Origin of the sequence: Mucilaginibacter pedocola (assembly GCF_002013915.1) — a bacterium.
GTDB lineage: Bacteria > Bacteroidota > Bacteroidia > Sphingobacteriales > Sphingobacteriaceae > Mucilaginibacter > Mucilaginibacter pedocola.
On the sequence record NZ_MBTF01000012.1, the window covers coordinates 379,536 to 398,872 of the forward strand.

The 19,337-nt window shown below is 44.3% G+C and carries 25 protein-coding genes; 14 read left to right on the forward strand and 11 right to left on the reverse strand.

Annotation, left to right across the window (positions count from 1 at the left end; genetic code table 11):
• The first annotated feature begins 193 nt into the window (after nt 1–193).
• The gene (locus tag BC343_RS14000) at nt 194–1,321 is read left to right on the forward strand and encodes an NADH-quinone oxidoreductase subunit D (RefSeq protein ID WP_238381783.1); all 1,128 of its coding nucleotides are present in this window, start codon (nt 194–196) and stop codon (nt 1,319–1,321) included.
• A 360-nt stretch (nt 1,322–1,681) separates the two neighbouring features.
• On the opposite strand, the gene BC343_RS14005 is transcribed toward BC343_RS14000, so the two are convergent.
• On the reverse strand, nt 1,682–2,788 hold the full coding sequence (locus tag BC343_RS14005; RefSeq protein ID WP_078348417.1) for a S1C family serine protease: 1,107 nt from the start codon (nt 2,786–2,788) through the stop codon (nt 1,682–1,684).
• Nucleotides 2,789–2,803: 15 nt separating this feature from the next.
• Entirely contained in the window at nt 2,804–3,373 is a 570-nt protein-coding gene (locus BC343_RS14010) for an RNA polymerase sigma factor (RefSeq protein ID WP_078348418.1), read from the reverse strand.
• Nucleotides 3,374–3,681: 308 nt separating this feature from the next.
• Here BC343_RS14010 and BC343_RS14015 point away from each other — a divergent pair, with 308 nt between their 5' ends.
• From BC343_RS14015 to BC343_RS14035, 5 genes are all read left to right on the forward strand, one after another.
• A complete protein-coding gene (locus BC343_RS14015; protein ID WP_078348419.1) occupies nt 3,682–3,867 on the forward strand; it encodes a hypothetical protein in 186 nt (61 codons plus the stop codon).
• Between the two features lie 141 nt (nt 3,868–4,008).
• The gene (locus BC343_RS14020) at nt 4,009–4,212 is read left to right on the forward strand and encodes a hypothetical protein (RefSeq protein ID WP_078348420.1); all 204 of its coding nucleotides are present in this window, start codon (nt 4,009–4,011) and stop codon (nt 4,210–4,212) included.
• Nucleotides 4,213–4,309: 97 nt separating this feature from the next.
• Complete coding sequence (locus BC343_RS14025; RefSeq protein ID WP_078348421.1) at nt 4,310–4,507, forward strand: hypothetical protein; 198 nt, start codon at nt 4,310–4,312, stop codon at nt 4,505–4,507.
• Nucleotides 4,508–4,651: 144 nt separating this feature from the next.
• The gene (locus tag BC343_RS14030; RefSeq protein ID WP_078348422.1) at nt 4,652–4,852 is read left to right on the forward strand and encodes a hypothetical protein; all 201 of its coding nucleotides are present in this window, start codon (nt 4,652–4,654) and stop codon (nt 4,850–4,852) included.
• A 120-nt stretch (nt 4,853–4,972) separates the two neighbouring features.
• A complete protein-coding gene (locus BC343_RS14035) occupies nt 4,973–5,407 on the forward strand; it encodes a hypothetical protein (RefSeq protein ID WP_143822179.1) in 435 nt (144 codons plus the stop codon).
• Between the two features lie 61 nt (nt 5,408–5,468).
• Here the strand turns inward: BC343_RS14035 and BC343_RS14040 are convergent, their stop codons facing one another.
• Nucleotides 5,469–5,927: a PA2169 family four-helix-bundle protein gene (locus BC343_RS14040; protein WP_078348424.1), complete on the reverse strand. Its 459-nt coding sequence runs from the start codon at nt 5,925–5,927 to the stop codon at nt 5,469–5,471.
• Nucleotides 5,928–6,032: 105 nt separating this feature from the next.
• A complete protein-coding gene (locus BC343_RS30770) occupies nt 6,033–6,203 on the reverse strand; it encodes a phosphatidate cytidylyltransferase (RefSeq protein ID WP_143822180.1) in 171 nt (56 codons plus the stop codon).
• A gap of 465 nt (nt 6,204–6,668) precedes the next feature.
• Between BC343_RS30770 and BC343_RS14045 the strand changes: the two genes are divergently transcribed.
• Nucleotides 6,669–8,147 (forward strand): ATP-binding cassette domain-containing protein, encoded by a 1,479-nt coding sequence (locus BC343_RS14045; RefSeq protein ID WP_078348425.1) that lies wholly within the window; start codon nt 6,669–6,671, stop codon nt 8,145–8,147.
• 187 nt (nt 8,148–8,334) lie between these two features.
• Here BC343_RS14045 and BC343_RS14050 read toward each other — a convergent pair whose 3' ends face one another.
• Nucleotides 8,335–8,841, reverse strand: a complete 507-nt coding sequence (locus BC343_RS14050; RefSeq protein ID WP_078348426.1) for a hypothetical protein — start codon at nt 8,839–8,841, stop codon at nt 8,335–8,337.
• Between the two features lie 126 nt (nt 8,842–8,967).
• Here BC343_RS14050 and mqnC point away from each other — a divergent pair, with 126 nt between their 5' ends.
• The 5 genes from mqnC (at nt 8,968) to BC343_RS14075 (ending at nt 12,808) form a co-directional block, all read left to right on the forward strand.
• The gene (gene mqnC / locus BC343_RS14055) at nt 8,968–10,092 is read left to right on the forward strand and encodes a cyclic dehypoxanthinyl futalosine synthase (protein ID WP_078348427.1); all 1,125 of its coding nucleotides are present in this window, start codon (nt 8,968–8,970) and stop codon (nt 10,090–10,092) included.
• A gap of 252 nt (nt 10,093–10,344) precedes the next feature.
• Entirely contained in the window at nt 10,345–10,605 is a 261-nt protein-coding gene (locus BC343_RS14060; protein ID WP_078348428.1) for a hypothetical protein, read from the forward strand.
• A gap of 127 nt (nt 10,606–10,732) precedes the next feature.
• The gene (scpB, locus tag BC343_RS14065) at nt 10,733–11,293 is read left to right on the forward strand and encodes an SMC-Scp complex subunit ScpB (RefSeq protein WP_078348429.1); all 561 of its coding nucleotides are present in this window, start codon (nt 10,733–10,735) and stop codon (nt 11,291–11,293) included.
• A gap of 139 nt (nt 11,294–11,432) precedes the next feature.
• On the forward strand, nt 11,433–11,618 hold the full coding sequence (locus BC343_RS14070) for a hypothetical protein (RefSeq protein WP_078348430.1): 186 nt from the start codon (nt 11,433–11,435) through the stop codon (nt 11,616–11,618).
• A gap of 71 nt (nt 11,619–11,689) precedes the next feature.
• The gene (locus BC343_RS14075) at nt 11,690–12,808 is read left to right on the forward strand and encodes an N-acetyltransferase (RefSeq protein ID WP_078348431.1); all 1,119 of its coding nucleotides are present in this window, start codon (nt 11,690–11,692) and stop codon (nt 12,806–12,808) included.
• A gap of 27 nt (nt 12,809–12,835) precedes the next feature.
• On the opposite strand, the gene BC343_RS14080 is transcribed toward BC343_RS14075, so the two are convergent.
• The 3 genes from BC343_RS14080 to BC343_RS14090 form a co-directional block, all read right to left on the reverse strand.
• The gene (locus BC343_RS14080) at nt 12,836–13,177 is read right to left on the reverse strand and encodes a helix-turn-helix domain-containing protein (protein ID WP_078348432.1); all 342 of its coding nucleotides are present in this window, start codon (nt 13,175–13,177) and stop codon (nt 12,836–12,838) included.
• 399 nt (nt 13,178–13,576) lie between these two features.
• Nucleotides 13,577–14,044 (reverse strand): hypothetical protein, encoded by a 468-nt coding sequence (locus BC343_RS14085; RefSeq protein WP_078348433.1) that lies wholly within the window; start codon nt 14,042–14,044, stop codon nt 13,577–13,579.
• Nucleotides 14,045–14,060: 16 nt separating this feature from the next.
• Nucleotides 14,061–14,909, reverse strand: coding sequence for a universal stress protein (locus BC343_RS14090; RefSeq protein WP_078348434.1), 849 nt, complete (start codon nt 14,907–14,909; stop codon nt 14,061–14,063).
• Between the two features lie 185 nt (nt 14,910–15,094).
• On the opposite strand from BC343_RS14090, the gene BC343_RS14095 reads away from it, so the two are divergent.
• Both BC343_RS14095 and BC343_RS14100 read left to right on the forward strand, forming a co-directional pair.
• On the forward strand, nt 15,095–15,499 hold the full coding sequence (locus BC343_RS14095; RefSeq protein WP_078348435.1) for an Rrf2 family transcriptional regulator: 405 nt from the start codon (nt 15,095–15,097) through the stop codon (nt 15,497–15,499).
• Nucleotides 15,500–15,551: 52 nt separating this feature from the next.
• Nucleotides 15,552–16,190 (forward strand): NAD(P)-dependent oxidoreductase, encoded by a 639-nt coding sequence (locus BC343_RS14100; RefSeq protein WP_078348436.1) that lies wholly within the window; start codon nt 15,552–15,554, stop codon nt 16,188–16,190.
• 92 nt (nt 16,191–16,282) lie between these two features.
• On the opposite strand, the gene prmA is transcribed toward BC343_RS14100, so the two are convergent.
• The 3 genes from prmA to BC343_RS14115 form a co-directional block, all read right to left on the reverse strand.
• On the reverse strand, nt 16,283–17,119 hold the full coding sequence (gene prmA, locus BC343_RS14105) for a 50S ribosomal protein L11 methyltransferase (RefSeq protein WP_078348437.1): 837 nt from the start codon (nt 17,117–17,119) through the stop codon (nt 16,283–16,285).
• 118 nt (nt 17,120–17,237) lie between these two features.
• On the reverse strand, nt 17,238–18,002 hold the full coding sequence (tpiA, locus tag BC343_RS14110; RefSeq protein ID WP_078348438.1) for a triose-phosphate isomerase: 765 nt from the start codon (nt 18,000–18,002) through the stop codon (nt 17,238–17,240).
• 118 nt (nt 18,003–18,120) lie between these two features.
• Nucleotides 18,121–19,290: a putative sugar nucleotidyl transferase gene (locus BC343_RS14115; protein ID WP_078348439.1), complete on the reverse strand. Its 1,170-nt coding sequence runs from the start codon at nt 19,288–19,290 to the stop codon at nt 18,121–18,123.
• Between the last annotated feature and the right edge of the window lie 47 nt (nt 19,291–19,337).

Genomic DNA, 19,337 nt, shown 5'->3' on the forward strand with positions numbered 1-19,337 from the left:
TTCGGCACAACTGCATTACGGTCATACAAGCGGTAATAAATAGCCGTTCAAGATTTCTCGTCGCTTCGCTTCCCTCGAAATGACATTTTTGTTAATTTGGACAAGACATAAAACTTTGGAACTACAAACTTCAAAATACAACCTTGCTCTCGAGCGCTATCAGAAGAAAATAGCTGACGCTTCTGTGGAAGACATGGTATTGAACATGGGTCCACAGCACCCATCTACCCACGGTGTTTTGCGCCTGGAATTAATCACCGATGGCGAGATAGTAAAAGAAGTTATTCCGCATATTGGTTACCTGCACCGCTGTTTTGAGAAACATGCCGAAGCACTCACCTACCAACAAACCATCCCGTTTACCGATAGGATGGATTACCTGGCATCAATGAATAACAGCCATGCCTGGGTAATGGGGATTGAACGCATGCTGGGCATCGATAAGGATATCCCGAAACGCATCGAATACATCCGCGTTCTGGTTTGCGAGCTTAACCGCATTGCATCGCATTTGATAGCCATTGGTACTTACGGTATCGATATTGGCGCCTTCACCCCTTTCCTGTGGTGTTTCCGCGACCGCGAGCATATTATGGGTATGCTGGAGTGGGCCTCCGGCTCGCGTATGCTGTATAACTATATATGGGTGGGCGGTTTGTTTTACGATTTACCTGTTGGTTTTGAAGAACGCTGCCGCGAGTTTGTTGATTACTTTAAACCCAAAATGGTAGAGCTTAACCGCCTCCTTACCGATAACCAGATATTCATCAGCCGCACCGCCAACGTAGGCGTATTACCTTTAGATGTAGCCATTAATTACGGATGTAGCGGCCCTGTGCTGCGTGGTTCGGGATTGAAGTACGACTTGCGCCGCATTGATAATTATTCGGCCTACCCCGAACTGGAATTTGACATACCCATCGGCACCGGCCAAATGGGTACCACCGGCGATTGCTGGGACCGCTATAAAGTGCGCGTGGATGAAGTTGACCAATCCGTCCGCATCATTGAACAATGCCTGGACCGCCTGCAGAAAGAACTGAAACGCACCCCTGACTTTGACCCGCGCGCTAAACTTCCCCGCAAGCTTACCCCAAAGGCGCAGGACTATTACATCCGTTGCGAAGGCACCAAAGGCGAACTGGGCTTCTACTTCATTCATGATAGCGACCGTAAAGAGATACCTTTCCGCGTAAAATCGCGCGGCCCAAGTTTCTGCAACCTATCCGTGTTAGAAGAATTAGGCAAAGGCGTTTTAATAGCCGACCTGATAGCCACCATTGGCTCCCTTGATTTTGTATTGGGGGAAGTGGATAGGTAGGTTGTTAGAGGTTAAAGCGATCTCAAAGCCCCTTTGTCATCCTGAGCGAGAGCGAAGGATCTGTTAACCACAATGTTATAACCGTTATGCATATCGGCGAATAGATGCTTCGTCCCTCAGCATGACAATGTTTCGAGATTAGAGGTTAGTAGGCAACCTAAAGCCCCTTTGTCATCCTGAGCGAGAGCGAAGGATCTATTAGCCACAAAGCTATAACCGTTATGCAAATCGGCGAATAGATGCTTCGTCCCCTCAAGTATGACAATGTTTCGATCTTCCAACTGGCGGGTTTCTTAAACACAAAAAAGGAGAAGCAATTTCTTACTTCTCCTTTGTATATAGTAGATTTTTGGAGTGCTCTTACTGGTTGTAAACCTTTACAATGAATACGTAATTCTTCAGCTTTTTAACCTGGTCTTTGCGGCTCAGACCTGCTAAGGTACCTTTAGCGTTAAGCGTTATATCTTTGGTCTTCAACGAATCGGCAGGGATATCTTTGATCGCTTTTAAGATAAATGCCGACTTTTTAGCAAATGCAACACCCTGTGTTTGGGTTTGCCTGCCGCTGATGATACCTATAACGTTACCTTTCGAATCGAACAGCGGACCACCGCTATTACCCGGGTTAACCGGAACCGATACCATATATTCGGCAGTATCGCCATGGAAACCGGCATCTGATGTAAGTGCGCCTTCACCAAAAACGGCCGCATCTGTAGGATAACCCAGCGTGTAAACATCTTCAGCTAAATCACTCTTACCTTTCTTGAAACCGTAAGGAACGGCGCCAAGGTTTTTGAATGCAGGGTCATTTATTTGCAGCACAGCCATATCGTGCTCGGCATCAGTAGCAATAATTTTAGTGTGGAACGATTCGCCGTCAGCATTTTGCACATAAACCGAATCGGCACCATTTACCACGTGGAAGTTGGTTAAGATGTACCCGTTAGATGAAAGGGCAAAACCGGTACCACGGTATTTGGCAATTATTGTAGGACCTGCTTTAGGCTGCTTTGGAAATAACCGGTTGCCACCGTTTTTCAAAATTTGCTGGTCGCTCTTTACCTTATCAACTTCTCTCTTCAATTGTTCTACGCGCGGGTCTTTATTAGTTAAATTCCCGGTAAAGAACAGCGTTAACAACATCGCAAAAATAGCTATAGAAGCTGCTACCGATATTTTAGAGTGATGCTGGCGCCACAGGCGGACAATCAGGGATGGGTGCGCCATCAGGTCTTCGGCCATGGTGTGCACATCTATCTCATCATGGATGGCGTTCAGCCTCAACTCCATGTTATGCCTCTCATTAAACTGCTTCAGCAAACCCGTAAAGTGCCTGTGCTCTTCCAGTTTTGCCTCTACATTGGCATCCTTAGTACGTAATGCTTCAAACTCTCCACGTTCCTCGGGGTTCATTTCCCCGGCCAGGTAACGTTCGATCATCTCTAACAGCTGATCATTTTTCATGGTGCGCCCCTCTTTCTATTGCTGCTGAAAAAACAATTTTTTTAGCCTTTGCAGGCATTTGTATTTCTGCGTTTTCGCGTTATCCGCGTTAGTATATCCAAACCGCTCGCAAATATCCTGCATCGATTTGTTGTGCATGTAAAAATCTTCCATAATGGTTTTACAGGGTTCGCCAAGCAGTTTTAGCGCCTCGCCCATTTTGTTAAGCTGAAGGTCGCGTTCCTGGTGGCGTTCTACGTCTTCTTCTACCGGCAGGTAATCCTCAAAATCCTTTATATCGCCGCCGTAGCGGTCCATCTGTTTCAACCGCTTTAGCCAAAGCCTGCGGCATACCGAATAAATAAAGGTTTTGAGCTTGCTGCTCAGTTCAAAATCGCCCCGTTTTACCTTGTTATAAAGAACTATTATCGCTTCCTGGTAAATATCCTTCGCCTCATCCTCGTTGCCATTGTTATTTATTACCAACTGCAATATCATGGGGAAGTAAGCCAGGTAAAGCTTTTTAAGAACAACATCGGAATTATTAAGTATACCCAGTATTACTTCACTATCCGACGGTATTTCCACATTGTAATGATTATTCACTCCTTAATACGCTTTATATTAAATTGTAACCCAATATTGTAAACTATTTTTTTGAGGGTCGAAAATAGCCTTGCCCGGCACCGGCAATAATGCAGTATCGCGCCGCCTCAACCTGCAATATCGGTTTTTTTAGGCAAAGGGGCGGCAGTAGTTTTCAGAAAAACCCTTGCACCCGCGCTATACACCTTACCTCCAAACACTTTCTTTTCTCCAAACTTCAGCATTCGATATTGGGCATTCGATGTTCGATATTCTTTGTAGGGTTACCTTTTTCATGTTCGCGATATCAATAGAAAAACAAAACGAACATGAAAAATTTAATTAAACTTAGCCTGGTGGCATTTACAGTTTCGGCCACCATTATTGCTTGCGACCCGGCAAAACCCGCTGAAAGCTCTGAAGCCGATACACTGAAAACGGTGCCCGACACTACTAAGGCCGATACAATAATTACCAAAGCCGATACACTAAAAAGCGATACCGTTAAAAAATAAAATCAAGCTAAAAGACCGACCTATTTAATTCAGAAATTAAAAAGAGTAAAAATCAGGTGTCATAATAAATTTCTAATTAAATGGGTTACCTTTTCCGATAACATGTATTAAAGTTAAACACTAACAATAAAAACAAAAACCATGAAAAATTCATTCAAATTAGCTCTTGTAACTTTAGCTATTGCTGTTTCTGCTGCTGCCTGCGGTGGCGATGCCAAAAAAACCGACGGTGATACTACAACTACTGTAGTTGACTCTACCATTAACAAAACTACCGTGGTTGACACCGTAAAAAAAGACACTGTTGTAGTTGATACAGTGAAAAAAGACACAGTTAAAAAATAATTTATTTTTTTCGGGTTACCTTTTTGGAGTTGGGGTATTAACAACCGAAAACAAGAATTAATAAACACTTTTATATAACTCCCAAAATCACACAAAAATGAAAAATTCATTCAAAGTTGCTTTCTTAGCTTTAGCTATCGCTGTTTCTGCTGTTGCTTGCAAAGGCAAATCTGCTACTGAAGGTACTGACACTACTAAAACTGACACTACTGTAGTTGACACTACTAAAAAAGACACTACTGTTGTTGACACTGTGAAAAAAGATACTACTGTTGTTGACACAACTAAAAAATAATTTTAGCCCTTTAAGGGCATAAAAATTATTAGTATTTAAAGAAAAAGGTAATCCTTTTAATTTTTTCGAAAATTATTGGGTTACCTTTTTCTGTTTGTGGTATTAATAGGTGAAAACTATTAAATCACTTAAAAAAACACAAAAATGAAAAACTCATTCAAAGTTGCTTTCTTAGCTTTAGCTATCGCTGTTTCTGCTGCTGCTTGCAAAGGTAAATCTGCTGAAGGTTCTGGTGACACTACCAAAATGGACACTACTGCAGTTGACACCTCTAAAATGGATACCACTAAAATGGATACCACTAAAATGGACACTACTGCTGCTGACACTACTAAAAAAATGTAATTCATTTTTTCAAAAGCAAAAAAAGCTCTTTGGTTTACTCCAAAGAGCTTTTTTGTTGCCCCGATTTTTCTTAAAAAACATTTTCATTAAGGTTTGTTTATTGCTGAAAGCCCGTTTAAAATGAAATACAGCGAATGGAATAAACTTACCGACGAAGAAAAGAAGAACACTCATTGGCGTAAACATCCGCATGTAAGGGTGGGCACCATTTTTACTGTATTGTTTGCCATTGTTTTTGGCGTGGCGCTGCTGCGGATATTTAAGAATAAACGCGTACATGTAAACCGGCAGCCTAACGCCGCCGAAGCGTTTAACACAGCTAAGAGCATTGTGAAAAATAAATTTCCCCGGCAGGTAACCTTCCCTACCAATAAATTCGATGCGCAGATAGATACCGCCAAAAACCTGTACAGCATTTCATCAACGCTAAACGCGCAGGATAGTACAGGCCAATTTGTAAAAAAAGCCTGGCAGGTAAACCTTTCTTACACCGGTGGCGATTGGGCAGATACTTTGAGCTGGCATGTAAATAGCCTAACGTTACAAGGTAAATAAAAAAGCACCTGCCGCAATACCGGCAGATGCTCTTCCATACAAATATTCAACTAACAAGTTCTTAATGTAGTACACCGTCGCGCAGGGCCTTTACGGTATCGTGCGCAGCTTGCAGATCGGTGTATTGGTTGTTAAGCATCTGGCGGATGTAGGCCGGTAACGATTCTTCGTCCAACGCAGTTTTATAGGCCTTTTTAATGGCATCTTCGCCAAACTCACACTCCTCTAAAATACTGTGCGTGCTGTGGCCGGTAAAGGCAGCCTTTAGATCGAGCCAGGTGCGGTGTAATTTACCACTGGTTGATGTACCCGTTTCAATATCGTGCCCCAAGGCTGCTACCTCTGTAGCCAGCTCCATTTTAAAGCGATGGCTTTCGGCTATCAGGTTGGTAAAAGTGTATTTCAGCTCGCTGTCGGCTTCTTTTAAATCAACTGTAGCACGCTCAAACCCCGCAATGCGGTCGTTATTAATCAGGATCAAATCGTTTAATGTTTCTATGGTTGCTTGTGTATTTTCCATGGTTGTCGCCTCCTTTTATAGAAAAAACCGCATAAAAAAAATATTGTTTCGGTTAAAAAACAATATTTTCAAATTAAACCCCAAAGGGTAAAAGCTTATAGTAATTTATTTCCTGAACGATGAAACCGCCCACAAAATAAGCCCGATAACAATAACAACCACTATGATGCCTACTGCAAACCCGGCTTTAAAAATGCCCTCAATAGCGGAGCAGCTGCTAAGCGATAATGTTAAAAATGATAGTAATGCGAGGAGTAAAAAGTTAGTCTTTTTCATGGCAGATGATTGATAGATTTTAGTGAAAAACCTAATGCAATAATCGCACCTAAATAGTACCAAGCTCAAAAAGCTTAGTTTTCTTCAATATTCCTGGGGCTGGCAGGTAAAAACCGTACAGCAATTAATACAATAAACAAACTCATCATAAACAGCGGAACAACTGTTTCGACTACTGATAGTAAATCCATAACAAGAAATTTAGCAGTGCAGGGCACCGTTTATAATTAACTCAGGTTGGTTGTTCCCCAGCTCAAAAAAGCTGTTTTTCAGATAGGTTTTACTAATGTAAAAATTGGTTTCGATAAATAAAACTGTTCTATGAAAAAAATATGAAATATTTCGTTAAATGTAATTTCTAAGAAAATTACAAACCTTCTAATTAATGTAAATTAAACATTTAATAAATGTAACCGCATAATTACCGCCGCAAGCCATACAAAAGGCTAACTTAGCCGCCATACTATGGATACTCTATTCTCGTTAAACAGCATCTCGGTAAAATTAAGCGGCAACACCGTAATCAACAATCTCAGCTTCTCGGCAGCTAACGGCCAGCATTGGGCATTAACCGGGCCAAGTGGCTCGGGAAAGAGCGTGTTGTTACAGGTTATTGCAGGCAACCAAAGTATTAGCAGCGGCAAAATAGATCATTACTTTTTAGATGAGAAGGGCTTGCCCGCAACCGATTTCCACCCCTATATTGCTTTTGCGGGGTCGAAGCATCATTTTAAGAACTTATCAAACACAGCCAATTTTTATTACCAGCAACGCTATAACTCGTCCGATTCGGAAGATGCTTTAACGGCCGAGCAATACCTGCGCACCATAAAAACCAACACCCACTCCCCCATCCGCTGGGAACTGGAGAAAACTATAGAGGCACTTAACCTGCAGCACCTGCGCGATAAGCAGGTGATAAAACTATCGAACGGCGAAACCAAACGCCTGATGATAGCCGCCGCGCTGCTTAAAAACCCAACGCTATTGTTGTTAGATAACCCTTTGACAGGTTTAGATGTAAACACCCGTGCATACTTCAACCAGCTTATTACGCAAATAAGTGCATCGGGCATAACACTGATAATGGCGACCTCGGCACACGAGATACCCGATGTTATCCATAACGTAGCTGTATTGGATAACGGTGCCATCAGCCAAACGCTAAACAAAAAAAAGTTTTTGGAAAACCTTGCCTCGCACCCCGAAAAACCACAAGTGGATGCCGAAGCCCTAAAAAGCCTTGTGGGCACATCGCAACACAACTTCCAAAAAATTGTAGCCATGAATGATGTGGTGATCCGCTATGGCGAAAAAACCATCCTCAACCACGTTAACTGGAACATAAACCCCGGTGAGCATTGGGCATTACTGGGCGCAAACGGCGCGGGTAAATCAACCCTGCTGAGCCTCATTAACGGCGATAACCCGCAGGCCTACGCTAATGATATTGTATTGTTCGACCGTAAACGTGGCAGCGGCGAGAGCATATGGGATATTAAAAACAAAATAGGTTTTGTATCGCCCGAGTTGTACCAATACTTCCCGGCAGATAACTCCTGCCTGCAGGTGATCGAATCGGGCTATTACGATACCCTGGGGCTTTTCCGCCAAAGCATACCGGCGAGAGCGGGTCTTGCCCTGCAATGGATGAAGGCGTTGGAGATAGATAAATATGCACGCGTACTGTTAAAAAACGTCCCCGCCAGCGCGCAACGACTTTGTTTATTAGCCCGTGCGCTCATCAAAAACCCCGCGCTATTGATATTTGATGAACCTTGCCAAGGCCTCGATAGCCATCAACAAGCGCATTTTAAGGCCGTGGTTGATACCATTTGCAGTATAAGCAATGTAACGCTCATATATGTTACCCACTACCAACACGAGATACCCAATAGCGTGGATAAGGTTTTAAAGTTGGATAAGGGGGAAGTGGTAGTCTGAATCAGAATTAAAGATCAGCCCCTCACGTCATGCTGAATTAATTTCAGCACCCCACATGGCAGGTATTGGCGATGCAAAGCGGCTATACATATTGGTGACTTATATGATGGGGTGTTGAAATAAATTCAACATGACGTTGACAAACTTCAACAGCGAGGCATTATTAATATATTGCTATCCTGTTAAATTACACCCCCGCCTTTTTTTGCTGCGCCAGGTGGCTAAACAAATATTCGCCGAAATCTTTCTTGATCATTTTATCGGTGATATGTTCATCCAACGACGACCTTACTTCCAGCCGGTTCATTTTATGATTAATAAATAAAATAAACACCTGGTTTTGGGTCACCACCGAGTTTTTGTGGCTGTCCAGCCCTGTCATCACAAAATCTTCGTAGCTCAAACGCACATTCATGGCCAGTTCTTCATCGCTGATAATATTGCTCTCGTATATCTCGAAAAACTTAGAGGAACCGCGTTTTATCAGCGTAATGTGGCCAATAGCGTTTTGGTACCAGTTAATATCGGTTGGATGGTCAGTTATGGTTACTTTGTGAAACAAAAATGGGTAATATTCGTCGAAGTACGCTTTACCATACTGTTTCAAACCCATATTATAGTTTTCTGATGGCTGGGTAGGCGTTATAAGGTGTATAATGCCTTTTATCAATAATTGGATAATATCGAAGATCATGCGATAAGTAGGTTTTACTCTGGAAATATAGCGATTTTTTGCGGGTTCGGTGTATACTTTGTCAACCCATTACCACCTTTCTGCTTTAGGCTTTCACCTTTCCGCTACATCCACGTATATTTGTACATGAATACAGCCGAACTGTTACAGCGCGCTTTAGCTTTCGATTTCCTGAGCATTGAGGAAGGCGTTTACCTTTACCACAACGCCTCTACTGCCGATTTGATGTACACCGCTAACGAACTGCGCAAAATACAGGTGCCCCACGGCAAAGTTACCTGGCAGATAGACCGTAACGTAAACACCACCAACGTTTGTATTGCCAACTGCAAATTCTGTAACTTCTTCCGCCGACCGGGCCACGAGGATAGTTACATCACCGATATTGAAACCTACAAACGCAAAATTGAAGAAACCTTCCGTTACGGCGGCGACCAGCTTTTACTGCAAGGCGGCCACCACCCTGACTTAGGCCTTCAGTTTTATACCGACCTGTTCCGCGAACTAAAACAGCTTTACCCTAAATTAAAGCTGCATTCGCTTGGCCCGCCCGAAATTGCCCACGTGGCCAAACTGGAAGGCATGAGCCATTACGATGTACTGAAAGCAATGAAAGAAGCGGGGCTTGATTCGCTACCCGGTGCCGGTGCCGAAATACTGAACGACCGTGTACGCCGCCTCATCTCTAAAGGTAAATGCGGCGGTAAAGAATGGTTAGATGTAATGCGTGCGGCGCACCAGCTAAACCTGCCGTCATCGGCCACCATGATGTTCGGCCACATAGAAACCATTGAGGAGCGTTTTGAGCATTTGGTTTGGATACGCGAAGTACAAGCCGAAAAACCCGAAGGGCACTACGGTTTCATCGCCTTTATCCCCTGGCCGTTCCAGGACGATGGCACCCTGTTGCGTAAAGTGCGTGGCATTACCAACAACGTAACCGGCGACGAATACATCCGCATGATTGCCCTCAGCCGTATTATGCTGCCTAACGTTAAAAACATACAAGCCAGCTGGCTTACTGTTGGTAAGCAGGTAGCTCAAATATGCCTGCACGCCGGCGCAAACGATTTTGGATCTATCATGATAGAGGAGAACGTAGTTTCGGCTGCCGGTGCGCCACACCGCTTCACCGCCAAAGGCATACAGGATTCTATCAAAGAGGCCGGTTTTGAGCCGCAACTACGCACTCAACGCTACGATTGGCGCGATATACCTGCCGAGATTGAGGAGCAGGTGATAGATTATTAGCCCCCCAGCCCCGCTGAAGGGGGAGTTTTTGATTGGGCTTGCCCCCATGTCATTTCGATGAGCAGCAGGGTGGAAAAGCGAGGGAGGGCGAAGAGAAAACTTCGACACAAGGCATTACCGCATGCTAAGCGGTAATGCATAACGCTCGTATCCAGCCGTACAAGATTCCTCGTCGCTTCGGTATGAACAAAAGGGATGTAATCGCAATACTCTTGGGTAAAACAATTCTCCCCTCACCATCGTTACTAAGCTATGGAACGCCATAGGCTCAGCATTATAAAAGATGAGGCTACCTACAACTTTGAGATAGCCGATTACCCGCACCACTCGTACGGGCATTGTAAATTTGAGGTGTACCAGGATGGTATATTTGTTACCGGCTTCGAGCCCGACGAGCACCTTACCCTGCACATCTGCAATGATGCCGGCCTGGTTGACCCCGAAGTACTCAGCATGCTTGCCGATGAAATAGAGGCCCACAATTGGGTAGTATACCCGTTCGACCGTTTCTAACTAATAGAGCTTAATTCCATCTCTACGACTTAAAACTTCATACTTCTCCGTCTTTCGGACTTTCTGACTTCAGACTTTCTGACTTCCCCCTTCAGACTTTCCGACTTAATTTTATATTTGCCCCACAATGGAAAACATCGGGCAACATATCGAAGCGCTTATTTTTGCATCGGAGCAGGGCATCCGTATGGAAGAAATTCTGTATTGCCTGCAGGCGGCCTTCGAGCATGATTTTAATGCCGAAGAAGTGGAAGCGCATATCGAAACCATCAAGGCAAAATACAGCGATGAGCAATTCGGAATAGAGCTGGTTAAACTAAACAACGGCTACCAGTTCCTCACTAAAAAGCAGTACCATCCGGTTATTAGTTTATTGCAATTGCAGCGCTCTAAAAAGAAGCTTAGCCAGGCCGCTTTAGAGACCCTGGCCATTATTGCCTACAAGCAACCGGTAACCAAATTAGATGTGGAGCAGATACGCGGCGTAAACTGCGATTACTCGATACAAAAGCTGCTGGAGAAAGAGCTAATTGCCATTACAGGGAAGTCGGAAAGTGTGGGAAAACCCATTTTATACGGCACCAGCAGCCTTTTTATGGATTATTTTGGCATCAATAGCATTGCCGAACTTCCACAATTAAAGGAGGTTACCGATGGCAGCAGCACCATTGGCGAAGCCACTGAATAAATTCAAAAGATATTTTTATTAAATATGATTTTGACTATTTTTACAATTGAATAAGGCAATTATTCAACACAAAACCAACCCTTACATTAATAACAATTAGGTTAACCGAAAAAGTTTTAACAAATAAACATTTATTAAAATGGCAACTCCAAAAAAACCTGTTACGAAGAAAGCAGCCGACGAAGATGACGACTTGGATGATGATGTAACACCGAGCAAGAAGGTAGCAGACGATGACGACGATTACGATGAAGATGTCCCGCTGGATGACGACCTGGGCAGATACGACTCTTACGACCCTTACGACGACGAAGACGACGACTAACACCGCCGTATAACCATATTATTGAAGCATCCAGCGGATACGCCGGGTGCTTTTTTATTTTACATTGCCCCATGAAAATAACCGAAGTAAAAACCGCGGCCGATAAAAAAGCCTTTTTAGATGTTGCCCGCATTATTTACGCAGCCGACCCAAATTGGGTATGCCCGTTAGATAACGATATAGAAGCCGTTTTTGACCCCGCACGCAATAACTTCCATACCCATGGCACCGCTACCCGTTGGATATTAACGGATGACAACAATAAGCTTATTGGCCGTGTGGCAGCGTTTGTGAACGAAAAGAAAGCCTACAACTACGAGCAGCCTACCGGCGGCATGGGCTTTTTTGAATGTATAGACGACCGCGAGGCTGCCTTTCTACTTTTCGATACAGCAAAGGCCTGGCTACAGGGCCGCGGCATGCAGGCAATGGATGGGCCTATTAACTTTGGCGAGAATGATAACTTTTGGGGATTACTTGTAGAAGGTTTTACGCCGCCAAGCTATGGCATGAATTACCACCTGCCCTATTACAAAGCTTTTTTTGAGGATTATGGCTTTAAAACCCAGTACGAGCAAATTACCAATCATTTGGATGTGCATAAGCCCTTTTCGGAGCGGTTTACCAAAATAGCCAACTGGGTAATTAAAAAGCCGGGCTACAGCTTCGAGCATTTTAAAGCAAAGGAAATTGAAAAGTATGCCGCCGACTTTATTGAGATATACAATGATGGCTGGCAGGATTTTGAAAACTTTGTCCCCATAAACCAGGCCACCATCTTAGAGAGCTTCGAAAAAATGAAGGCCATTATGGATGAGCGGTTGATATGGTTCGCCTACGTTAATAACGAGCCGGCATCATTCATTGTAATACTGCCCGATGCCAACCAAATGATAAAACCGCTGAACGGCAAACTGAATTTGTGGGGCAAGCTGGTATTTGTTTACCGCAGATGGCGCGGCGTATCGCGTATGCGGGCCATTGTAATGGGCACAAAACAGCGCTTCCAAAACCATGGGCTGGAGTCGGCAATATTTATCAAACTGAAGGAGTATGTTCTGCCGTTAAAACAATACGATGAGCTGGAACTATCGTGGGTGGGCGATTTTAACGAGAAAATGATAGCCATGCATGCGGCAGTGGGCGCCACATTTGGCAAAAGGCACTTAACTATGCGCTGTATTTTTTAGCCCGGAACTCGCATCCCGGGCCTAAAATTATGCAGTTACTTTTTTGTGCCTTAATTCTTCAAAAAGCTCAATAACTTTCTTTTGCAGGTCTATAACCTCGGTTTCCCTGTCCATCAGTTTCTTGTTAACACTTTCTAACTCGCTGGCAATTTTTTGGTCTTGCTCAGTTTCGTTATAAGTAAGTAACTGTACAACCGACATCTCGAACAAAGCAGCTATCTGCTCTAAACGAGAGAGGTTAATGTCGGTGATGCCGGTTTCGATCTTCGAGAAAGCTGGTATCGAAATATCTAATCGCTTAGCTACTTCCTCCTGGCTCCAACCTTTCTGGTGACGCAACAACCGGATCTTTTTTCCAAGTGTCTTCATATATGCTTAATTAGGGATAGGGTTTCTCAATAGTTAATAAAGTTATGACAAATTTGAATAATAAACTAATTAGAATAGTAATTTATAATAATTATTTTCTTAATCATTCAAATTGGTTCTGAGGAGGTTTCCGGGACGTAAAAAACCTTAGGATAGTTTATACACCGTACATTTTATAGGCACCCTGAAGGCAGGTATACTCGCTTTACCCCCAATAGGTTTATAAAGAATTAAAGCGAATGCATTAAAAACAACGCCTCGCCTCTAAAACTTCCTGTCGAACGGTATAAATGTATACAATTGTATGCAGTTTAGCAAGTGATGTTAATAAACTATTGTTAAAAGCAAGTATGTTAACAACTAAGCCAAGTAATGTCCTATTGATAAAGTGTATCCGGATTAACTCCTGCCCTGATATATGCCGCTATTATTGCTTAAAATGCTATTCTCTTTTGCAAATTCAATATCGCCATTATAGGTAATAACACCCAGATCGCCCACAAGCTTCTCGTGCTTGTTAACGTAATAGTAGGCCAGGCTATCCGATATTACTTTAACTACATCGCCCTTGTCTATATCATGCACGCGCACGTACAGTTCTGCTTTCCCATCTTTTATTTTATACGGATAAATGCCTTTTTTAAGGGTATCGGTAAAGGACTCGACATTTGAACTATCAACCTGTAACAACATCACACCGAATGCATGGTTTCCCGACACTTTGGTACTTAAAACGTGCCCACTGAATACTACTTTATTCTTCAGGAATTTATTGTTCGGGTCCGGCGTGTCATCCGTAAACTCATGAATAACAAAAGCAGCAAAAGCTACTAAAAGAATGGCTCTTGCTATGTTTCTCTTTTTCATTTTACTGGATCAGCAATTACTTCAACAATAAAACCGGTACTGGTGAGCTACTGGCCAATTGCTGCGATATACTGTTATGTAACAACGATTGCAAAAAGCTGTAAGTATGCGGCAGGGCTATTACCATTTGCGCACCTTTTTCTACTGCAAAGTTTAACACGCCTTTTATAATTTGCGGGTCGGTTACCGAATAGTATTCCGGTTTTAGCTCTTTCAGCATATCGTGCAGTGCGGTTTGCTCGGCAAGCTTTTGGGTATCAAGCTCCTGCCCACCCGGTACGGCATGCACCACCATTAAGTTAATGGCTCGCTTGTGCAATAGCTTATGCAGAGCCTCGGCGGGCACACTTTCTTTTACCTTTTTAAAATCGCAGGCAATAACGGCCGTATCAATCAATTGATAATGGTAAGCTGGTGGAACTACCATAACGGGCACCGGGCAGGCTTTTGATATAGCAATTACGTGGCTGCCAATGCCTACGTTGTTTTCGCGCACGGTGCTGTTGCCAATACTGCCCAGTACCACAAGGCTAATGTCGTTCTCGGCAACAGCATCAACCACGGCGCGCACCAGGTGCGAACGGTGCAGGCGCACTTCAATAGTAACACCCTCGCGCACTACATTTTTCAATTTGTGCTTTAATACTTCCAGCTGTTTTACACGTGTGCCAGCCTCCTCTTCTATTTCGCTCTCGCGCAGCATCATCATATCCGGGTTGGGCAGTAACGATTCGTAGGGCGAAATGTAATAGGCATTCATCAGTATAATGCGGGCAGCATCGGTTTGGTGGGTTAACCGGGCGGCAAGGTCGGCGGCATTAAAGGCGGCTTCCGAGAAGTCGATAGGAATAAGATAGGTTTTCATATCGCTATAAATTATAAAATCTGACCTTTTTGGTCTAAAAGTTAGTACTATGCAAATTTACGGAGCATGTGGGGCGGCATTGTCAGCCGGCGTTCATATTTATAATTGGTTTAATAAAGTTATTGATTTGTTGTGAAACATAGCTACATTTGTATTGTAATAAAAATTATTACAAATAAGAAAACATGAACGGCCGTTTCCCCATAGCACTCCACATCATGACGCTGCTTTGCGATGCAGACGGCCTGGTGGCATCGGAGTTTTTGGCGGGGAGCATGAACATGAATGCTGTGCTGGTGCGTAAAGAGCTGAGCAACCTCATCAAAAACAAACTGGTAAGCAGCCAAACAGGCAAAAGCGGAGGTTACGCCCTGGCCCGCCCTGCTGCCGATATTACGCTGGCGCAGATATACCAAACTGTAAAGCCAGAGGCTATATTAGGTCAAGCTAAAAACCAGCCCAACCCCGCCTGCCCTATAGGCAAGCAAATAAACCAGCATATTGCCACCTTATACGATGATGTAGACAAAGCTCTGTTAGAGAAATTGGGCAGCACTACCCTGAAAGATTTTATGGCAAAATTCCATTAAAAAAATTTAAACAAAACTGTAACATATTTAATTACAATTAAAACAAATAACCATGAAAGTAGCAGTAATAGGCGCAACAGGCTTTGTAGGCAGCGCAGTAGTAGCAGAAGGCATTTCGCGCGGATATGACGTAACCGCTGTAGCACGCGATACCTCTAAAATAGAAAAAGCAGCAGGTGTAACCGCCGTAGCGGCCGATGTTTACGATACCGATGCGCTGGCAGCCGTTATAGCCGGCCACGATGCCGTTATAAACACCTTTAACGCAGGATGGAGCAACCCTAATCTGTACAACGATTTCACCAAAGGCTGCAACAGCATACAGGAAGCTACAAAGAAAGCGGGCGTAAAACGTTACATCACCGTAGGTGGCGCAGGTAGCTTGTATATAGGTGAGCACCAACTGGTAGATTCGCCGCAGTTCCCTAAAGAATACTACGCAGGCGCAACCGCCGCTCGCGATTACTTAGCCGCCCTGCGTAAAGAAGAAGAACTGGACTGGACCTTCCTAAGCCCTGCCATTAACCTTCACCCCGGCGAACGCACAGGCACCTTCCGCTTAGGTACCGAAAACCCGGTATTTGACGAGCACGGCAAAAACGATATCTCGGTAGCCGACTTAGCCGTAGCTATATTTAACGAGTTAGAGAATAACCAGTTTGTGAAAAGCAGGTTTACATTAGGCTATTAATTTTTGCACCGATTTCACAGATTATTTTGATTTCACCGATTACTTCAACATGGGATCGGTGAAATCATTTAAATCGGTGTAATCGGTGAAAACTACAAAATAAATTTCGCCGCCACCCATTCCTTATCTTTTTTATGGGTGATGTATTTAAGGTTGTATTTACGTGCCTCGTCGGTAATAATATCGAGGTCGGGCGATTCGTAGAAGCCGCTGAAGTATATCTCGCCGCCGGGTTTTAACGCTTTGGCGTAGCTCTCCATCTGGTCGAGCAGGATATTGCGGTTGATGTTGGCTAAAATGGTATCGTACTGCTCATCAGGGATAACCTCTTTAGAACCACAAAGGGCGGTGATATTATCTACACCATTCAGCGCCGAGTTTTCTATGGTACTTTCGTAGCAAACCGGGTCGTAATCAATCGCTACCAATTCCGTTGCACCTAACTTAGCAGCCAATATGGCCAGTATGCCTGTGCCGCAGCCCATATCCAATACCTTTTTGCCGGCAAATTCGTTCTCCAGCATCAGTTGCATCATCATGGCGGTGGTTTGGTGGTGCCCGGTACCAAAAGCCATCTTAGGGTCGATAACTATCTCGTACTTAAACTCCGGCCTTGGCTCGTGAAAGGTAGCCCTTACGAAAACCTGACCGCTTACCTCTATCGGCTCAAAATTACTTTCCCATACCTCGTTCCAGTTCTTTTGCGGGATGAGGTTAATATCGTAGCTAAAGGTGAACATATCGCGGTATTGCGCAAGTGTTTCCTCCAGTAATTCGGGGTTAAAATCATCCACAGGGATGTAGGCTTTAAAGCCCAGGTCAACCTCTTCAAAAGTATCAAAACCGATCTCACCCAAAGCGCCTATCAGCAGATCCTGCTGGTAATCTTCGGTAGTGATGGTGGTAAAAAGGAGTTCGTAGTAGTTCATGGGGTCAGAGATTAGAGGTTGGAGGACAGAGGTCAGAGGTTAGAAAAGAAATATAATAACAAAGGTTAAAGGCCAGCTTATAACTAACCTCTAACCTTTATCCTCTAACCTCTGATAATTAATTAAACGCTTTAACGATATCGGTAAAGTCGCGCGACTTTAAGGAAGCGCCGCCGATAAGGCCGCCATCTATATCTGCCTGGGCAAATAGCTCGGCAGCGTTTTTAGCGTTGCAGCTACCGCCGTAAAGGATGGTTGTAGCATCAGCAACTTCCTGGCTGTATTTAGCAGCAATTTCTTTGCGGATGAACTCGTGTATCTCTTGTGCCTGTGCCGATGTAGCAGTTACACCTGTACCAATGGCCCAAACCGGCTCGTAAGCCAAAACGATAGTACCGAAAGCCTCAGCCGATAAATGGAAAACGCCTTCTTCTAACTGGCTTTTGATGATGCCAAAGTGGGTATTAGCTTCGCGCTCTGCCAAAGTTTCGCCGATGCAGAAGATCGGTTTTAAACCATTAGCTAAAGCGGTATCAGTTTTTTTGGCAAGCAATTCGTTGCTTTCGCCAAAGTACTGGCGGCGCTCCGAGTGGCCCAGTATCACGTACTCGGCACCGGTTGATTTTACCTGTTTTGCCGAAATTTCGCCGGTGTAAGCGCCTGCTTCTGCCTGGTGGGCGTTTTGTGCGCCTACAGCTACGTTAGCATAGCCTTTTGCCAAAGCCGCCAGGCTGTGCAGGTGGATAAACGGGCTGCAAACAACCACTTGCTGGTTGCCGGTGGCTTCATCTTTAACCATGTTAATCACTTCCGAAAATAAGGCCAGGCCTTCGTTGTAATCAAGGTTCATTTTCCAGTTGCCGGCTACGATCTTTTTTCTCATTGCTTTTTAGTTTAGTCCATGGGCCATAATCGATGGTCCATAGTATGTTTATTGTGTTTTACTTTATATGTTCTTTTCTTCCATAGACTATCGACCATGGACTATTGACTTCTTACTACTACCGAGTTCTCTCGAACACCTCCGTCAATATCCCCCGCTCTGCTTCGTCGAAACTTCGGTGTTCGCGGCGGGCAAATACACGGGCAGTGGTTTCCATAGCTTTATCAAACTGGTATTCTTCCATCCCTTCGCTCCCGCCCCATGCGAAATCGGGCACATGCGTTTTGGGGTAACCGCCTCCAAAAATATTGGCGTTTACACCTACTACGGTACCGGTGTTAAACATGGTGTTTATACCGCTTTTAGCATGGTCGGCCATTATCAGCCCGCAAAACTGCAAACCGGTGTCGCGGTAGCCGTTAGTGGTATAATCCCAAAGCTTCACGTTAGCGTAGTTATTCTTCAGGTTAGAGTTATTGGTATCGGCCCCTAAATTGCACCACTCGCCAATTACCGAATTACCCAGGTAACCCTCGTGCCCTTTGTTGGAGTATCCCCAAATTACGGCATTGTTTACCTCCCCGCCTACGCGACAATAAGGGCCAACGGTGGTAGCACCGTATACTTTAGTTCCCATTTTAAGTTGCGAATGCTCGCAGATAGCAAATGGCCCGCGTATGTTGGTGCCCTCCCAAATTTCGGTATTGGCCGATAGGTATATAGGCCCGTTTATAGTACTAAAAGTACAGCATTCGGCCTGCGCACCTTCTTCGGCAAAAAAGTCATCGCCTATAATGGTGTTAGTGCTGCTCATTTCGGCGCTCTCGCGGCCATCTGTAAGCAGTTTAAAATCTTTACGCAGTTCGGTATCGTTCTTTTTAAAAATATGCTCGGGGTACACTATACGCACAAATTCGCGGTCGTACTTAAGGGCATCGGGTAAATATGTTTCTATCGAAAACGCTTTGGCATCGGCCATGTTTAGCCTCGTCGCTATCAGCACATCATCAAGTGCTATAGCCTCGCCAATTTGCAGTTCGGCAATAATGGCCACCAAATCGGCATCCGGGCAAACCGAACCGTTGACGAACAGGTTATCCCCCTCGTAAGCAATCGGAAACTTCGGCTGCAAATAAGCCTCTGTTAAAAACGAATAGTTTTGGCCAAGGTGTTTACCCCATTTTTCGGCGATGGTAAGTATACCCAAACGCAAGTCGGCAACCGGGCGGGTAAACGTTAAAGGCAGGAGCGTATTGCGGGCGTTATCGTCGAACAGAATGATTGCCATGTGTCAAAAATAAAAAAAGTCCCCCGTTTGGTGGGAGACTCGTAAAT

What these genes read in the sequence shown, in the direction of transcription:
- BC343_RS14035 (WP_143822179.1), top strand. Translation starts at nt 4,973, where the DNA reads ATGAAATACAGCGAATGGAATAAACTTACCGACGAAGAAAAGAAGAAC.
- prmA (WP_078348437.1), bottom strand. Translation starts at nt 17,119, where the DNA reads ATGAACTACTACGAACTCCTTTTTACCACCATCACTACCGAAGATTAC.
- BC343_RS14075 (WP_078348431.1), top strand. Translation starts at nt 11,690, where the DNA reads ATGAAAATAACCGAAGTAAAAACCGCGGCCGATAAAAAAGCCTTTTTA.
- BC343_RS14000 (WP_238381783.1), top strand. Translation starts at nt 194, where the DNA reads ATGGTATTGAACATGGGTCCACAGCACCCATCTACCCACGGTGTTTTG.
- BC343_RS14100 (WP_078348436.1), top strand. Translation starts at nt 15,552, where the DNA reads ATGAAAGTAGCAGTAATAGGCGCAACAGGCTTTGTAGGCAGCGCAGTA.
- BC343_RS14015 (WP_078348419.1), top strand. Translation starts at nt 3,682, where the DNA reads ATGAAAAATTTAATTAAACTTAGCCTGGTGGCATTTACAGTTTCGGCC.
- BC343_RS14085 (WP_078348433.1), bottom strand. Translation starts at nt 14,044, where the DNA reads ATGAAAAAGAGAAACATAGCAAGAGCCATTCTTTTAGTAGCTTTTGCT.
- BC343_RS14060 (WP_078348428.1), top strand. Translation starts at nt 10,345, where the DNA reads ATGGAACGCCATAGGCTCAGCATTATAAAAGATGAGGCTACCTACAAC.
- BC343_RS14025 (WP_078348421.1), top strand. Translation starts at nt 4,310, where the DNA reads ATGAAAAATTCATTCAAAGTTGCTTTCTTAGCTTTAGCTATCGCTGTT.
- BC343_RS14115 (WP_078348439.1), bottom strand. Translation starts at nt 19,290, where the DNA reads ATGGCAATCATTCTGTTCGACGATAACGCCCGCAATACGCTCCTGCCT.
- BC343_RS14050 (WP_078348426.1), bottom strand. Translation starts at nt 8,841, where the DNA reads ATGATCTTCGATATTATCCAATTATTGATAAAAGGCATTATACACCTT.
- BC343_RS14005 (WP_078348417.1), bottom strand. Translation starts at nt 2,788, where the DNA reads ATGAAAAATGATCAGCTGTTAGAGATGATCGAACGTTACCTGGCCGGG.
- scpB (WP_078348429.1), top strand. Translation starts at nt 10,733, where the DNA reads ATGGAAAACATCGGGCAACATATCGAAGCGCTTATTTTTGCATCGGAG.
- BC343_RS30770 (WP_143822180.1), bottom strand. Translation starts at nt 6,203, where the DNA reads ATGAAAAAGACTAACTTTTTACTCCTCGCATTACTATCATTTTTAACA.
- mqnC (WP_078348427.1), top strand. Translation starts at nt 8,968, where the DNA reads ATGAATACAGCCGAACTGTTACAGCGCGCTTTAGCTTTCGATTTCCTG.
- BC343_RS14095 (WP_078348435.1), top strand. Translation starts at nt 15,095, where the DNA reads ATGAACGGCCGTTTCCCCATAGCACTCCACATCATGACGCTGCTTTGC.
- tpiA (WP_078348438.1), bottom strand. Translation starts at nt 18,002, where the DNA reads ATGAGAAAAAAGATCGTAGCCGGCAACTGGAAAATGAACCTTGATTAC.
- BC343_RS14070 (WP_078348430.1), top strand. Translation starts at nt 11,433, where the DNA reads ATGGCAACTCCAAAAAAACCTGTTACGAAGAAAGCAGCCGACGAAGAT.
- BC343_RS14020 (WP_078348420.1), top strand. Translation starts at nt 4,009, where the DNA reads ATGAAAAATTCATTCAAATTAGCTCTTGTAACTTTAGCTATTGCTGTT.
- BC343_RS14045 (WP_078348425.1), top strand. Translation starts at nt 6,669, where the DNA reads ATGGATACTCTATTCTCGTTAAACAGCATCTCGGTAAAATTAAGCGGC.
- BC343_RS14030 (WP_078348422.1), top strand. Translation starts at nt 4,652, where the DNA reads ATGAAAAACTCATTCAAAGTTGCTTTCTTAGCTTTAGCTATCGCTGTT.
- BC343_RS14040 (WP_078348424.1), bottom strand. Translation starts at nt 5,927, where the DNA reads ATGGAAAATACACAAGCAACCATAGAAACATTAAACGATTTGATCCTG.
- BC343_RS14080 (WP_078348432.1), bottom strand. Translation starts at nt 13,177, where the DNA reads ATGAAGACACTTGGAAAAAAGATCCGGTTGTTGCGTCACCAGAAAGGT.
- BC343_RS14090 (WP_078348434.1), bottom strand. Translation starts at nt 14,909, where the DNA reads ATGAAAACCTATCTTATTCCTATCGACTTCTCGGAAGCCGCCTTTAAT.